General features: G+C 73.2%; 14 protein-coding genes. 7 read left to right on the top strand and 7 right to left on the bottom strand.

Features of this window, described 5'->3' with window-relative positions; genetic code table 11:
* Window positions 1–261: 261 nt before the first annotated feature.
* The gene (trpA, locus tag GT358_RS05540) at window positions 262–1,068 is read right to left on the bottom strand and encodes a tryptophan synthase subunit alpha (protein WP_166581572.1); all 807 of its coding nucleotides are present in this window, start codon (window positions 1,066–1,068) and stop codon (window positions 262–264) included.
* Between the two features lie 48 nt (window positions 1,069–1,116).
* Window positions 1,117–1,566, bottom strand: a complete 450-nt coding sequence (locus GT358_RS05545; RefSeq protein WP_166581573.1) for a VOC family protein — start codon at window positions 1,564–1,566, stop codon at window positions 1,117–1,119.
* A gap of 121 nt (window positions 1,567–1,687) precedes the next feature.
* On the opposite strand from GT358_RS05545, the gene GT358_RS05550 reads away from it, so the two are divergent.
* The 3 genes from GT358_RS05550 (at window position 1,688) to GT358_RS05560 (ending at window position 4,065) form a co-directional block, all read left to right on the top strand.
* Entirely contained in the window at window positions 1,688–1,888 is a 201-nt protein-coding gene (locus tag GT358_RS05550) for a hypothetical protein (RefSeq protein ID WP_166581574.1), read from the top strand.
* A 59-nt stretch (window positions 1,889–1,947) separates the two neighbouring features.
* Window positions 1,948–3,045, top strand: coding sequence for a redox-regulated ATPase YchF (gene ychF / locus GT358_RS05555; RefSeq protein WP_166581575.1), 1,098 nt, complete (start codon window positions 1,948–1,950; stop codon window positions 3,043–3,045).
* 69 nt (window positions 3,046–3,114) lie between these two features.
* On the top strand, window positions 3,115–4,065 hold the full coding sequence (locus tag GT358_RS05560) for a DUF808 domain-containing protein (RefSeq protein ID WP_166581576.1): 951 nt from the start codon (window positions 3,115–3,117) through the stop codon (window positions 4,063–4,065).
* Here GT358_RS05560 and GT358_RS05565 read toward each other — a convergent pair.
* Together GT358_RS05565 and GT358_RS05570 are read right to left on the bottom strand one after the other, a co-directional pair.
* Window positions 4,062–5,513: a UdgX family uracil-DNA binding protein gene (locus GT358_RS05565; RefSeq protein ID WP_166581577.1), complete on the bottom strand. Its 1,452-nt coding sequence runs from the start codon at window positions 5,511–5,513 to the stop codon at window positions 4,062–4,064. The two genes, GT358_RS05560 and GT358_RS05565, sit on opposite strands and share 4 nt — an antisense overlap.
* Window positions 5,513–6,730 carry a putative DNA modification/repair radical SAM protein gene (locus GT358_RS05570; protein WP_166581634.1) on the bottom strand — a complete coding sequence of 406 codons (1,218 nt, stop codon included), beginning with the start codon at window positions 6,728–6,730 and terminating at the stop codon, window positions 5,513–5,515. The genes GT358_RS05565 and GT358_RS05570 overlap by 1 nt, the downstream gene beginning before the upstream one ends.
* A 118-nt stretch (window positions 6,731–6,848) precedes the next feature.
* Here GT358_RS05570 and GT358_RS05575 point away from each other — a divergent pair, with 118 nt between their 5' ends.
* The gene (locus tag GT358_RS05575) at window positions 6,849–8,138 is read left to right on the top strand and encodes an adenylosuccinate synthase (protein ID WP_166581578.1); all 1,290 of its coding nucleotides are present in this window, start codon (window positions 6,849–6,851) and stop codon (window positions 8,136–8,138) included.
* Window positions 8,139–8,148: 10 nt separating this feature from the next.
* Window positions 8,149–8,406: a DUF2842 domain-containing protein gene (locus GT358_RS05580; protein WP_166581579.1), complete on the top strand. Its 258-nt coding sequence runs from the start codon at window positions 8,149–8,151 to the stop codon at window positions 8,404–8,406.
* Window positions 8,407–8,469: 63 nt separating this feature from the next.
* Here GT358_RS05580 and GT358_RS05585 read toward each other — a convergent pair whose 3' ends face one another.
* Window positions 8,470–10,755 carry a hypothetical protein gene (locus tag GT358_RS05585; RefSeq protein WP_166581580.1) on the bottom strand — a complete coding sequence of 762 codons (2,286 nt, stop codon included), beginning with the start codon at window positions 10,753–10,755 and terminating at the stop codon, window positions 8,470–8,472.
* 117 nt (window positions 10,756–10,872) lie between these two features.
* Here GT358_RS05585 and GT358_RS05590 point away from each other — a divergent pair, with 117 nt between their 5' ends.
* Window positions 10,873–11,580 carry a thiamine diphosphokinase gene (locus GT358_RS05590; RefSeq protein WP_243730709.1) on the top strand — a complete coding sequence of 236 codons (708 nt, stop codon included), beginning with the start codon at window positions 10,873–10,875 and terminating at the stop codon, window positions 11,578–11,580.
* Here GT358_RS05590 and GT358_RS05595 read toward each other — a convergent pair.
* Window positions 11,498–12,427 (bottom strand): DMT family transporter, encoded by a 930-nt coding sequence (locus tag GT358_RS05595; RefSeq protein ID WP_243730710.1) that lies wholly within the window; start codon window positions 12,425–12,427, stop codon window positions 11,498–11,500. The two genes, GT358_RS05590 and GT358_RS05595, sit on opposite strands and share 83 nt — an antisense overlap.
* A gap of 152 nt (window positions 12,428–12,579) precedes the next feature.
* Between GT358_RS05595 and GT358_RS05600 the strand changes: the two genes are divergently transcribed.
* Window positions 12,580–13,089, top strand: coding sequence for a copper chaperone PCu(A)C (locus GT358_RS05600; protein WP_166581581.1), 510 nt, complete (start codon window positions 12,580–12,582; stop codon window positions 13,087–13,089).
* Between the two features lie 24 nt (window positions 13,090–13,113).
* Here GT358_RS05600 and GT358_RS05605 read toward each other — a convergent pair whose 3' ends face one another.
* Window positions 13,114–13,485: an arginine transporter gene (locus tag GT358_RS05605; RefSeq protein ID WP_166581582.1), complete on the bottom strand. Its 372-nt coding sequence runs from the start codon at window positions 13,483–13,485 to the stop codon at window positions 13,114–13,116.
* Between the last annotated feature and the right edge of the window lie 116 nt (window positions 13,486–13,601).

Raw genomic sequence — 13,601 nt, forward strand, 5'->3', positions numbered from 1 at the left:
GCGCGCGCCGCCTTCTGGCGCGCGGCCCAGGCCGCCGCCTCGCCCCTGTCGGACGCCGCGCTCGCGCGGACCTGCCGCGCGGTCCTGTCGGACTTCATCGCCGCGTGGCTCGGGCTCGAGTGGAACGCCTACCGGACCTGCACCGGCCCCGTGCTGGACGAGGTGCGCTGGAACGCGCCCGCCGCGCCCGCCGGACGCCCCGCCCCGGCGGGGCGCCTGCCGCGGATCGTCCGGCCCCGCCTGCCGCGCCTGCGCCGTCCCTCAGGCGGCCTCGCCCGCCTCGGCATGGGCGCCGCGGGCCAGGTCGGCGACAAAGCGCAGCACCTCGGCCGGCGGACGCCCCTGCGCCACCTCGCTCACGATGGCCGAGCCCACCACCGCCCCGTCGGCGACCGCGGCGATGGCGCGCGCGGCCTCGGGCGTGCGGATGCCGAATCCCACCACGACCGGCAGCCCCGTGGCCGCGCGGATGCGCGCCACGTCGGGCGCCACCGCCTCGGGATCGGCCGCCGCCGCCCCGGTGATCCCCGTGATCGACACGTAGTAGACGAAGCCCGAGGCATTGGCCGCCACCGCCGGCAGGCGGCGGTCGTCGGTCGTCGGCGTGGCCAGCCGGATGAAGTCCAGCCCCGCCGCGCGGGCGGGCAGCGCCAGCTCCTCGTCCTCCTCGGGCGGCAGGTCCACCACGATCAGCCCGTCCACCCCCGCCTCGCGCGCGGCCCCCAGGAACGCCTCCACGCCCATGGAGAAGATCGGGTTGTAGTAGCCCATCAGCACCAGCGGCACGTCCGGATGCGCGCGCCGGAACTCGGCCGCGAGGTCCAGGGTGCCCCGCAGCGTCTGCCCCGCCGCCAGCGCCCGCTGCCCCGCCAACTGGATCGTCGGCCCGTCCGCCATCGGGTCGGTGAAGGGCACGCCCAGCTCCACGATGTCCACGCCCGCGCCGGGCAGGCCCAGCACGATCTCGCGCGCGGTCTCGGGGTCGGGATCGCCCGCCATGACATAGGCGACAAAGGCCTTGCGCCCCTCGCGCCCCAGCCGTCCGAACGTCTCAGCGATCCGCGTCATGCCCGCCCCTCCCTCGCCGGGACGGGGTGCGACGGCGGCGCCGATTTGTCAACGCGGCCCGGCCGCGGCGCCCTCCGCCTCCCGTGCCGCCGGGGCATTCCCGGCCAGCGCCGTGTCCACCATCCAGCGGGTGCCCCAGCGGTCCGTCACGATGCCGAAGGCCGGGCTGAAGAACGTCTTCTCCAGCGCCATCTCGACGGTGCCCCCGTGGGACAGGGCCTCGAAGATGCGCCGGCTCTCGTCCGCATGGGGCAACGCCACGCAGACGCAGGACCCCGTCATGCCGCCCGCGCCGGGAAAGTCCGATCCGTAGAGGACGCCCTCGCCGATCCGCACCGCCCCGTGCATGACCGCCTCGGGACCCACCGGCCCGCCCTGACCCTCGGGCGCCTCGCCCGCGCGCAGGATCTCCGGCTCGGGCGTGCCGAAGATGCGGGCATAGGCGCGCAACGCCTCCTCGCAGGTGCCGTCGAAGAACAGGTAGGGAATGGGCTGCATCGCGACTCCTCCGGTCCGCGGGACGATTCATCCTACCACGTTCGGCGTTTGTTCCAAGCCGGATATTCCGTCGCGTCAACGGGGGGTGACAAGGCTGGGCGCGGCCCCCACATCCGCGCCCATGAACTACCTGCTCGCCCTTCTCCTGCCGCCGCTCTCGATCCTGCTCGCAGGGCGCCCGATCGTGGCCGTCGTGACGTTCCTGATCTGGGTGCCGTCCGTCCTGTTCTCCGGCGGGCTCGGCCATCCGGTCTTCATCGCGCTGGCCTGGATCATCATCTGGGAACGCAACCAGGACCGCCGCCTGCGCCGCCGGCCCTGACCTTGCCCCGGCCCGGCGCGGCCGCTAAGGGCGGAGCGCTTCGCAAGGGGGAGGGGCCGATGGGCTTCCGCATGGGCATCGTGGGCCTGCCGAACGTGGGCAAGTCCACGCTCTTCAACGCGCTCACGCGCACGGCCGCGGCCCAGGCCGCCAACTTCCCCTTCTGCACCATCGAGCCCAATGTGGGCGAGGTCGCCGTCCCCGACCCCCGTCTCGACCGCCTCGCCGCGATCGCCAAGAGCCGCCAGATCGTCCCCGCGCGCATGACCTTCGTGGACATTGCGGGGCTGGTGAAGGGCGCCTCGAAGGGAGAGGGCCTCGGCAACCAGTTCCTGGCCAACATCCGCGAGACCGACGCCATCGCCCACGTGCTCCGCTGCTTCGAGGACGGCGACATCACCCATGTCGAGGGGCGCACCGACCCCGTCGCCGACGCCGCCACCGTCGAGACCGAGCTCATGCTCGCCGACCTCGAGTCGGTCGAGCGCCGCCTCGCGGGCCTCGTCCGCAAGGTCAGGGGCGGCGACCGTGACGCGCTCGAGCAGGACGCGCTGCTGCGCCGCGCCCAGGCCGCCCTGGCCGAGGGGCGCCCCGCCCGCACCGTCGCGGTCTCCCCCGAGGAGGCGCGCGCCTGGCGGATGCTCGGCCTCCTGACCGCCAAGCCCGTCCTCTACGTCTGCAACGTCGAGGAGGACTCGGCCGCCACCGGCAACGCCCACAGCGCCGCCGTCGCCCGCGTGGCCGAGGCCGAGGGCAGCGCCCATGTCGTCATCTCCGCCCGCATCGAGGAGGAGATCGCCCAGCTCCCCCCCGAGGAACAGGGCGAGTTCCTCGCCACGCTCGGCCTCGAGGAGCCGGGCCTCGACCGGCTGATCCGCGCGGGCTACCGCCTGCTGCGCCTCCAGACCTTCTTCACCGCCGGCCCCAAGGAGGCGCGCGCCTGGACCATCCCCGAGGGCGCCACCGCCCCCCAGGCCGCCGGCGTCATCCACGGCGACTTCGAAAAGGGTTTCATCCGCGCCGAGACGATCGCCTACGAGGATTACGTCGCCCATGGCGGCGAGGCGGGGGCTCGGGAGGCCGGCAAGCTCCGGCTCGAGGGGCGGACCTACACGGTGCGCGACGGGGACGTGATGCACTTCCTCTTCAACACCTGAGTTGATCCTTGTCGCCGCCTGCCGCCCGCCCTAGATGGCGCGGGCCGGCAGCGCGGAGGGCCGGGGGGCATGGCCAGCGGGCTTCTTGCGCTTCTCGACGACGTGGCGGCGATCGCCAAGCTCGCCGCCGCCTCGCTCGACGACATCGGCGCCCAGACGATCAAGGTCGGCGGCAAGGCGGCCGGTGTGGTGATCGATGACGCGGCCGTGACGCCCCGCTACGTCACCGGCCTCGCGGCCGAGCGCGAGCTCGCGATCATCTGGCGCATCGCCAGGGGATCGCTGCGCAACAAGCTCCTGATCCTGCTGCCCGCCGCGCTGCTGCTCAGCGTGTTCGCACCTTGGGCCATCACGCCGATCCTGGTCGTCGGCGGCCTCTACCTCTGCTTCGAGGGGGCCGAGAAGATCCTCGGCAAGTTCCTCCATCATGCCGAGGAGCCTGGTCCTGCCCTTGCGGCCGAGAGCGCCCAAGCGCTCGAGGACCGGCGCGTCGCCGGTGCGATCCGCACCGACCTGATCCTGTCGGCCGAGATCATGGCCATCGCGCTCGCCGCCATCGAGGCGCCGGACCTCGCCACCCGCGCGGCGATCCTCGCGGCGGTGGGGATCGCGATCACGGTGGCGGTCTATGGCGTCGTCGCGCTGATCGTGAAGGCCGACGACATCGGGGCCGCGCTCGCCCGCGGCCGCAGCCGGGCGGCGGCCGCTCTGGGGCGCCTGCTGGTGCGGGGCATGCCGCCGCTGCTCTCCGCCCTCGGCGCGGTGGGCACGGTCGCGATGCTGTGGGTCGGTGGGCAGATCGTGATCCACGGCCTGGCTGTCTGGGGCTGGCATGCCCCGGAGGACGCGCTGCACGCGCTCGGCCACGCGGCCTCCCACGCAGTCGAGGGGGCAGGCGGCTGGGCGGCGACGGTCGCAGGCTGGGCCGCACAGGCCGCGGGCGCGGCGATCGCGGGGCTCGCCCTGGGGCTGGTCATCGCGGCCGCGCTGCATCTGGTCCGGCCCAAGGCCGCGCACTAGGCCGCCTGCTGCGCCTCGAGCCAGGTCCGCGCCGCCACCAGGTCCTCGCGGAAGCGCTCCGTCTCCGTCTCGCGCAGAACGGGGTCGGGCAGGCGCAGCAGGAAGCTCGGATGCACGGTCAGAAGGACCGGCAGGCCGTCCGGTCCCTCCTCGATGCGGCCGCGCCGCTTCAGGATGCCCTCGCCCCGACCCGTCAGGGCGGCGGCCGCCGTGGCCCCCAGCGCCACGACCAGCTTCGGCCGCAATTCGGCCAGCTCGGCCAGAAGCCACGGCCGGCAGGCCGCGATCTCGCCGCCCGAGGGGCTCTGGTGGATGCGGCGGCGGCCCTTGAGCGTGTACTTGAAGTGCTTGACCGCGTTGGTGAGATAGGTCCGCTCCCGCGCGATCCCGGCCTCGCGCAGGACCCCGTCCAGAAGCTGCCCCGCCGGGCCGACAAAGGGGCGCCCCCCCAAGTCCTCGCCGTCGCCCGGCTGCTCGCCCACGAGGGCCAGCGCGGCGTCCACCGGGCCCTCTCCGGCGACGGCGCGCGTCGCCCCCTCCCACAGGGGGCAGCGGCGGCAGCCCTCGATCTCGCGGACGAGCCCGGCCAGACCCCCGGCCGGGGCAGGCGCCGGGGCGGCTGCCTCCTCGCGGCGGGCGGCCAGCGCGCGGGCGTAGAAGGGCGCCTCCTTCGGCGCCGCCTCGGCCATGGCGCGCACGCGGCCCTCGGCCTCGCGCAGCAGGTCGGGGATCGTCTGCGCCTCGGGCAGGTTGGCCCAGTAGCGGCGCGGCATCTCGGCCAGCATCCGGGCGGGATTGGCCCGCGCGGGGTTGAAGATGTTGCGGAAATAGGTCCGCCACAGCTCCTCGGCGTCGTCGGCGGTCAGCTCCGGCCGCGGTGCCCCCTCCTCGAGGCGCAGCACCCCCCCCTCGAACCGTGCGGTCAGGTCGGGGGTGGCGATCAGCCAGTCCATGTCGCCGAAGCGGCGCGCGAAGAAGGGCGCGGAGGGCTCGAGCGTCAGGTGCTGGGGCTCGAACCACGCGGCAAAGCGGCGACGGGGGGCGTCGCGCTCGCCCACCTCGCGGAAGCGCACAAAGGCATGGGTCTTGTGGATGTCGCGGCGCACGGCCTTTTCCATGCCGCGCAGCGCGACCAGCGCAGGGTCGGCCGCGTCCTCCATCAGCGCGGGCTTCAGCCGCAGCCGCCACAGAAAGGCATAAAGGCGGGCAAAGCGCTGCGGGTCGCGATGCCAGCAGACCTGCGCCGCCATCTCGACAAAGGCGGCGGGCACCCGGATCGGCCCGGCCTTGACCGGGGGCGGCGCCTCGCCCTCGTCGAACAGGACGCCCGCCTCGGCGCCCCGGCTCCAGGTCACGGCCTCGGGGGGTAGGCGCGCGGACAGGCAGGCGCGGGCCGCCTCCCGCCAGGCGGCCGCCGTGCCGGTCGGGGGAAGCGCGATGTGCGGCATCAGAACAGCGCCAGCTGCCGGGGCGCCGGCGTCAGCCGCGCGGCGAGGTGCCCCGAATCGAGCAGCGCCCCCGGATGCCAGTCCGCCGCCTCGATGAACGGGGCGGCCTTGCGCAGCGAAGCGCCCATCCGCAGCAGGTCCGCATGCCGCAGCCGCCGGTGCCGCCGCGCCGACAGGATGCGCTCGACCGTCCGGGTACCGAAGCCGGGCACGCGGAGCAGCATCTCGCGCGGGGCGGTGGCCACGTCCACCGGAAACCGCTCGCGGTGCCGCAAGGCCCAGGCCAGCTTGGGGTCCATCGACAGGTCGAGATCGCCCCCTTCGGCGATCTCCCCGGCCTCGAAGCCGTAGAAGCGCATGAGCCAGTCGGCCTGATAGAGGCGGTGCTCGCGCACCAGCGGCGGCGCCTTGACGGGTAGAAGGGCCGACGGCTCGGGGATGGGAGAGAAAGCCGAGTAATAGACGCGCTTGAGCCCGTAGGCCCCATAAAGGCGCTGAGACTGGCGCAGGATCGTGGCGTCGTCCGCTCCGTCGGCGCCGACGATCACCTGCGTGCTCTGCCCCGCGGGGGCAAAGCGGGGCGCGGGCGTGCCGCGATGGCTGCGATCGCCCGCTTCCTCGCGCCTGAGGCGGATGTCGCCCATGTGCCGCCGGATCGCGCCCGCGTCCTTTTCGGGCGCCAGCCGCGCCAGTCCCGCCTCGGTCGGCAGCTCGATGTTGACCGACAGGCGATCGGCGTGGCGGCCCGCCTCCTCGATCAGCTCGGCGCTCGCGCCGGGAATCGTCTTGAGGTGGACATAGCCGCGGAAGTCGTGCTCCTCGCGCAGGGTGCGCACGATGCGGACCATGTCGCGCATGGTGTCGTCGGGAGACCGGATGATCCCCGAGGACAGGAACAGCCCCTCGATGTAGTTGCGCCGGTAGAATTCGATCGTGAGGGTCACGACCTCCTCGACCGAAAAGCGCGCCCGTGGCGTGTTGGAGGACACCCGGTTCACGCAATAGGCGCAGTCGTAGATGCAGAAGTTGGTCATCAGGATCTTGAGCAGCGACACGCACCGCCCGTCCGGCGTGAAGGCGTGGCAGATGCCTGCTCCGGTCGTGCTGCCCAGCCCCTTGCCGTCGCGCGAATCGCGCCTCTGCCCCCCCGACGAGGCGCAGGAAGCGTCGTAGCGGGCCGCGTCCGACAGGATGGCCAGCTTGTCCTGAAGACTCATGCTCATGGCTGTTCATATAATGTTCCGCCCTGCGTCTTCAACCGTGTAGGCTCTCCCACGCGCCTTTCATCGCGCCGCCGCCGCCGCTATAGCGGCCGGGCAAGAGGGGAGAGGGTTCATGGCCAATGTCGCGGTCGTCGGGTGCCAGTGGGGCGACGAGGGCAAGGGCAAGATCGTCGACTGGCTGAGCGAGCGCGCCGACATCGTCGCCCGCTTCCAGGGCGGCCACAATGCCGGCCACACGCTTGTCGTGGGCGGAGAGGTCTACAAGCTCTCGCTCCTGCCCTCGGGCGTGGTGCGGGGCAAGCCCTCGGCCATCGGCAACGGCGTGGTCCTCGATCCTTGGGCGCTCCTGGACGAGATCGACCGCCTGGCGGGGCAGGGGGTCCGCGTCACCCCCGACACGCTGATGGTGGCCGAGAACGCCCCCCTCATCCTGCCCCTTCACGGCGAGCTGGATCGCGCGCGCGAGGCCCAGGCCGGCGCGGCCAAGATCGGCACCACAGGCCGCGGCATCGGCCCCGCCTACGAGGACAAGGTGGGCCGGCGCAGCGTGCGCGTGGCCGATCTGGGCGATGCGGCGACGCTCGACCTGCGGCTCGACCGGCTGCTTCTGCACCACGACGCGCTGCGCCGCGGCCTCGGCTTGCCCCCCGTGGACCGCGAGGGGCTGCGCGCCCGGCTGATGGAGGTGGCGCCTCGCCTCCTGCCCTATGCCCGGCCCGTCTGGGCCGTCCTGAACGAGGCGCGCCGCCAGGGCCGCCGTATCCTGTTCGAGGGGGCGCAGGGCGCGCTGCTGGACATCGACTTCGGCACCTACCCGTTCGTCACCTCCTCCAACACGCTGGCGGGCATGGCGGCGACCGGGACGGGGCTCGGCCCCACGGCAGTGGACTTCGTCCTCGGCATCGTCAAGGCCTACACGACCCGCGTGGGCGAGGGACCCTTTCCGACCGAGCTTCACGACGCCGAAGGCCAGCGCATGGGCGAGCGCGGGCACGAGTTCGGCACCGTCACGGGCCGCAAGCGCCGCTGTGGCTGGTTCGACGCGGCGCTGGTGCGCCAGACCTGCGCCACCTCGGGCGTATCGGGGATCGCGTTGACCAAGCTCGACGTGCTCGACGGCTTCAAGCGGCTGCGCATCTGCACGGGCTACGAACTCGACGGAGAGCGGCTCGACCATCTGCCGATTGCTGCCGATCGGCAGGCTCGTGTCCGCCCCCTCTACGAGGAGATGGAGGGCTGGAGCGAGAGCACCGCAGGCGCGCGGTCCTGGGCGCAACTGCCCGCGCAGGCGGTCAAGTACGTCCGCCGGATCGAGGAGCTGATCCGCTGCCCGGTTGCGCTCGTGTCCACCTCGCCGGAACGGGACGACACGATCCTGGTGACGGACCCCTTCGCCGACTGACGGAGGACGGATGAGCCGACGCAAGGGGCTGTCGTGGCGCGCCCGGCGCCGCTGGGCCATCGTGGTGCTGGTGGTCGGGCTGCCCGCCTATGTCGTTGTGGCCGTGAGCCTCGTCAACTGGGCCGAGGCTCGACTGGGCCGCCCCGTCTGGTGGCTGGAGCTGATGATCTATGTGGCGCTCGGCATTCTCTGGGCCGTGCCGTTCCGGCGCCTGTTCCGCGGGATCGGACGGCCCGACCCGGACGAGCCGTCCGCGCCGGACCGGTGATCCGCAGGGGCAAGAAGGGGCGGGATGATCCCCGCCCCCCTGGTCCGCCGCGATGGGGTCCGATCAGCCCGTGCGCTGGCCCGGATGGAACCGGCTGTCTTCCGAGACCTGGAACCGTCCGCCCCGCACTCGGGTGATACGTCCTTCCCGGAGCAGCGCTCCGAACGACCGCAGTCCGTCTTCCCGCGAGAAGCGGTCGGACGACACCTCGCGGACCTTCTCGATGATCTGCGGTCGGGAGAAATCCTCCTCGCCCTCGATCACGGCGGTATAGACCGCTGCCGCCTCCAGGATGTCCTTGAGGGAGGTCGCCCCCGTCTCGGCCGCAAAGGCGGCAAACGACGAGGCCACCTGGCGCACGGCTTCGGGTCGTGCGGTCGCCTCGGATCCGAGGCTGTCGAGCGTCACCCGGCGCGGTCTGACCGGACCGGCCGCCGCGGCCGGTGCGGCGCGCGGCGCCGGCTCGGGGGCCGGCAGATCCACGCGCTGGCTGGCAACGAGCCGGAGCGGCGCCGGTCGGGACCGCTCGAGCGCCGTGGTGGCCACCGGGCGGCGGGGGCGCACCGTCTCCCGCAGATCCTGACGGAACACCTCGGTGCGATCCGCCTCGTGATCGGGCTCGTCCGCATTCCCTCTGAGGCGCCGGGCAGCTTCCGTCGCGGCCACGGCGGCCTTGAGCTGGGCGATGGCCTCGCGGCGGCGCTGCGTCTCGGGGTCGAGCAGCACCTCGTCCGTGCGGCTCAGCAGACGCGAGACGGCAGCCTCGTCGCCGTCGGGACCTTCGGGCAGACCGTGACGCGCGGCGGGCAGCGGCGCGGGGCCGGCGCTCGCGTCTCCATCCTTGCCCTCGTCCGACGCGACGACCGGCTCGGAACCCGTCTCGCCGGTCGGGTCTGCAGCGATGTCGGCCGGGAGCGGCTCGGCAGCTGTCTCCGCCGCCGGCACAGCGGGCGTCGCGATGCCGTCCCGGTTCTCCAGTTCGGCAAGGAAGGCATCCACCCTTGCTGCCGCTGCCCTGTCCGGCGGCAGGTCGGCGTCCTCCTCCGGTCGGTCCGGCGCCGCCTCGACAATCGGGGAGACCGCTGCGGCGGCAAACAGCGCATCCGCCGCCAGAGGCAGCTCGGGCTGGGTCGCCCCGTCGCCGCTGTCGCGAGCGGCGGTCACAGACGGGCCGGATGCGTCCTCGTCCGCGTCGGCACCTGCCTCCCCGGCTTTCGCCGCGGGGGCGGTTTCGGGCTCCGCCTCGACCGGGCGGCGGTCGGCGCGCGCGGGCTCCTCGGGCGAGGGGCGGAGCGCCTCGGCCGCCCTCTCTGCAACGCTGGCGGCCATTGCCGCGGCCGCCGCCGCCGCAGCGGAGCGGGCCAGGTCGGCCATGTCGCCGGCGGATGCCGGCTCCGCCGTTGCGGGGCCCTGCTCCGGCTCCGACGCAGGCGCCGTCGCGGCCAGTTCGGCCTCGATGGCGGCCAGTTCGGCCTGGAGGTCGGCTTCCTCCTCGGCGCTGAGACGGCGCGGTTCGGTCGGCCGGTCCGGCGAGACCGCTTCGGCATCCTCGGCGGCGTCCGCCTCCTCCATCTTCTCGGCGGCGGCTCTCGGCAGACGGATGACGCGGGGCCAGACGGGCGTCTCCGTGCTGGGGTGCGGAGAGGCGTCCTGCGCACCGGACCCCAGAGCCGGAGCGGTCACCTCTTCGGGCAAGACCGCGGAGTGGCGGCTCTCCGTCTCCGGTGCGGCGAGCTCGGTGGCATCCTCCGTGGCCTCGGCGGCTATCGCGCTGTCCGATCCGGGGGCCGTCGCCGGGTCGGGCCGCGGTTCCCCGGCCGGCGGGACCGCCGCGGCCGCCGGCCGGATCTCCTCCTCTTCCGGGGAGGACAGGGCCGCACGGCCGGCGACTGCCCTGATACGCTCAAGGCGGGCGGCGAGCCCGTCCGACGTGCCCGGCTGGATCGCCGGGCGCGGAGGCACCAGTGGCTCCGCCTCGGCGGCGGGCACGGGCTGCGTCTCGGGTGGGGTGCGGGTTGCGGGCGGCACCTCTCCATGCGCCGCGCCCGGTCCGGCACCTGCCACAGGCTCCGGCGCCGCCACCATGTCGCCAGCCAGCGCCGCCCTGAGCACGATGCCCGACGCTTCCATCCGCGCCTCGACCCGGCGCGCGATCTCCTTTTCGGCGATGCGCGCCAGCATCTCGGCGTCCGGCGTCGGGGGCACGGCTCCGAAATAGCGGTCCTCCGCGGCGAGGTCGCGGAAGTATTCCGCGATGGCCTTCATCGTCCCGAAGGAATCATCGAACCCCTCGAGCGTGCAGGAGAAGGTCCCGTACGAGACCGTTAGGATTTTGTGGGATCCGACCATGGGAATGCTCGCTTTCTTCCTGTCCCGAGGTGCAGGGTGAAGCGCGATTGAGCCGAGAGCGCATCACGGCAGGGCAGGGGAGGGGTTCTTTTCTTGGCGGTTTCGGGGCGACGTCCGATGTTGGTGAACAATTCCATGATGGGCGGCACGGTCGTCCACGCGCAAGAGGCAGTGACGCTGGTGGGGGGGGCGCCCTTCGGGCCCGACGACCTCACCGAGGCGCTGCGGCTCGCGCCGCGCCTCGTTGCGGCGGACAGCGGGGCGGATCGCGCCCTTGCGCTCGGGCTTCAGCCCGAGGCGGTGATCGGGGACATGGACAGCCTGTCGGCCGGCGCCCGTGCGGTGCTCGGCCCGCGCGTTCATGTGGTGCCCGAGCAGGAGACGACCGACTTCGACAAGGCCCTGTCGCGGATCGCGGCGCCCCTTGTGCTGGCGGTCGGGTTCGAGGGCGGCCGGCTCGACCATGCCCTGGCGGCGCTGCACGGCCTGGTGCGGCGGGCCGAACGACCCTGCATCCTGGTGGGCCCGCAAACCGTCACCTGTCATCTGCCGCCGCGCCTCGATCTGGGTCTCGGTGGCGGCGTGCTCGTGTCGCTGTTTCCGCTCGGGCAGGTCCGGGTGGACTCGGTGGGGCTGCGCTGGTCCACGACGGATCTGGTTCTCGACCCGCTCGGCCGGATCGGGACCTCGAACGAATCGATCGGACCGGTGGTCCTGCAGCCCGATGGTCCGGGCCTGCTGCTCATCCTTCCCCGCGCCGAGCTGTCGCGGCTGGCAGAAGCTCTGACCGCCGCTCCGCGCTGGCCACCCGCTCGCGATGGATGACGTAGAGTCCCGACACCACGATCACCCCGATCCCCGCCCAGGTCGGCCCGTCCGGCCAGTCCCCGAAGACCAGATAGCCGAGCGCGGCCGCCGACACGATTTCCAGGTAGTTGAGGGGGGCGAGCGTGGCCGATGGCGCCAGCCGCAGCGCGAGCGTCATCAGCCCGTGCGCGAGCGCAGAGGCGACCCCCACCCCCGCAAGCCAGGCCCAGGCGAGCCCCGCAGGCCAGACGGGGGCAAGCGCAGGCTGCCCGGACGCCGCCCCCAATCCGAGGAGAGGCAGGCAGAGCACGACCGCCAGCCACGATGTCTGCACCTGCATCTCCGCTGGCCCGAGCCGCGGCGACAGGCTCCGCGTCAGGAGCATGTAGAAGGCGAAGGACACTGCCGTGACCAGCGGCCACAACGCCGTCGTCCCGTAGCTGTCCCAGGCCGGGCGCATCACCAGCAGCGATCCCGCAAAGCCCAGCACGGAGGCCGCGATCCGGCGCGGCCCCACCGCGTCGCCCATCAGCAGCCGCCCGAGAAAGAGCAGCACAAAGGGCATCACGAACACGATCGCCAGCGCATCCGCGATCGGCATGACGGCGACCGCCGACACGAAGGCGAAGGTGGAGACCACGAGGCATGCCGCACGGGCGAGCAGGGGCCACAGGAGCGGACGCGGGACCCGCAGCGCAACCAGACCCGCGAAGGGCAGGGTGACGAGGCCCTGCACCAGGAACCGGACAGCCGTGATCTGCCCCACGGGCACGGTCTGGGACGCCAGCTTGGACGCGACGTCGATCAGGGGCGCGGTCGCCACGAAGCCCAGCATCAGGGCCATGCCTGCCAGCGTGCGATCCATTCGACCCTCCCGCGAGCGACCCTAGGGAGGCGGGCCGTCGGACGCCAGAACGGGCCGTGCGAAGCCGGACTTGCGGGACGGGACGCCGCATGGCCAACCCCGCGAGGCCGTGATAGCCGCTCCGCGACCGCATCATCAACGGGAGTTACCCGATGTCTCAACGCCTTGCCCTTGCTCTCGCCGCGCTTCTGACGGCGCCCGCCGCATGGGCCGGCGAGGGGGTCGAAATTCACGACGCCTTCGCCATCTCGGCGGGACCCGCAGCGCAATCCGGCGCGGCGTTCATGGTCATCCACAACCACGGCGGCCCCGACGACCGCCTCGTGCGCGCCGAATCGCCCGCTGCCGAGCGGGTCGAGCTGCACACGCACGAGATCGACGCCGACGGGGTCGCGCGCATGATGGAGGTCGAGGAGGGCTTCCCCCTGCCCACCGACGGCGAGCTCGTCCTGGAGCGCGGAGGGCACCACGTCATGTTCCTCGGCCTGACCGAGCCGTGGGAGGACGGGGACCTTATCCCGCTGACTCTCGTCTTCGAAGTCGCGGGCGAGATCGAACTGGAGGTGCCGGTGGACCGGTCCCGGCTGGCCGGCGGCCACGGCCATGAGGCCGGGCATGGCCATGGGCACGGCCATTCGCACGGTGAGGGCTCCGGCGGCTGAGGCAGCGCCAGGCGGCCGGCGGATTCAGCCGATCCGCGGGCCGCAGACCGCCGTGGCGCGGTCGGCAAAGGCGCGATAGCGCCGCCAGAAGGCTGAATCGCCGGAATCGCTCGACTGCCGGGTGTCCTGCGCCAGTTGCGGCTCGCGGAAGAAGCGGGCCGCGCGGCGCTGCTCGGCAGAGGTGAGCGTCTGGTTGGCGACGCTCTGGATGCAGGAACACAGCCGCGGATTGGCGGCGTCGCGGCCCGAGTTCAGGCAGGCCTGACCGATCGCGCCGGACACGCGCCCGCCGCATCCGCCCAGGACCAGCAGGGCGACCACGGCAGCGCCCAGGGCACCCCGCCGCCACCGCGCGCGCCCTGCCGCAGGCTCGCGCCCTTTCCGTCGCTGCGCCATCGCCCGACCTCCGCTTCCTGCCCGCCGGCCATCATGGCGACCCCGGCGCGGCGGCGCAACGGCCCCGACACGTTCGGGATACGGTGTCGCCGGAAGCGGGGCCGGCGACACCGCCG

The organism is Rubellimicrobium sp. CFH 75288, from assembly GCF_009904055.1.
Lineage (GTDB): Bacteria > Pseudomonadota > Alphaproteobacteria > Rhodobacterales > Rhodobacteraceae > Rubellimicrobium.

Coding starts and splice junctions, on each gene's coding strand:
- GT358_RS05590 (WP_243730709.1), top strand. CDS start 10,873: ATGTTGGTGAACAATTCCATGATGGGCGGCACGGTCGTCCACGCGCAA.
- GT358_RS05580 (WP_166581579.1), top strand. CDS start 8,149: ATGAGCCGACGCAAGGGGCTGTCGTGGCGCGCCCGGCGCCGCTGGGCC.
- ychF (WP_166581575.1), top strand. CDS start 1,948: ATGGGCTTCCGCATGGGCATCGTGGGCCTGCCGAACGTGGGCAAGTCC.
- GT358_RS05545 (WP_166581573.1), bottom strand. CDS start 1,566: ATGCAGCCCATTCCCTACCTGTTCTTCGACGGCACCTGCGAGGAGGCG.
- GT358_RS05605 (WP_166581582.1), bottom strand. CDS start 13,485: ATGGCGCAGCGACGGAAAGGGCGCGAGCCTGCGGCAGGGCGCGCGCGG.
- GT358_RS05600 (WP_166581581.1), top strand. CDS start 12,580: ATGTCTCAACGCCTTGCCCTTGCTCTCGCCGCGCTTCTGACGGCGCCC.
- GT358_RS05595 (WP_243730710.1), bottom strand. CDS start 12,427: ATGGATCGCACGCTGGCAGGCATGGCCCTGATGCTGGGCTTCGTGGCG.
- GT358_RS05570 (WP_166581634.1), bottom strand. CDS start 6,730: ATGAGTCTTCAGGACAAGCTGGCCATCCTGTCGGACGCGGCCCGCTAC.
- GT358_RS05565 (WP_166581577.1), bottom strand. CDS start 5,513: ATGCCGCACATCGCGCTTCCCCCGACCGGCACGGCGGCCGCCTGGCGG.
- GT358_RS05560 (WP_166581576.1), top strand. CDS start 3,115: ATGGCCAGCGGGCTTCTTGCGCTTCTCGACGACGTGGCGGCGATCGCC.
- GT358_RS05550 (WP_166581574.1), top strand. CDS start 1,688: ATGAACTACCTGCTCGCCCTTCTCCTGCCGCCGCTCTCGATCCTGCTC.
- trpA (WP_166581572.1), bottom strand. CDS start 1,068: ATGACGCGGATCGCTGAGACGTTCGGACGGCTGGGGCGCGAGGGGCGC.
- GT358_RS05575 (WP_166581578.1), top strand. CDS start 6,849: ATGGCCAATGTCGCGGTCGTCGGGTGCCAGTGGGGCGACGAGGGCAAG.
- GT358_RS05585 (WP_166581580.1), bottom strand. CDS start 10,755: ATGGTCGGATCCCACAAAATCCTAACGGTCTCGTACGGGACCTTCTCC.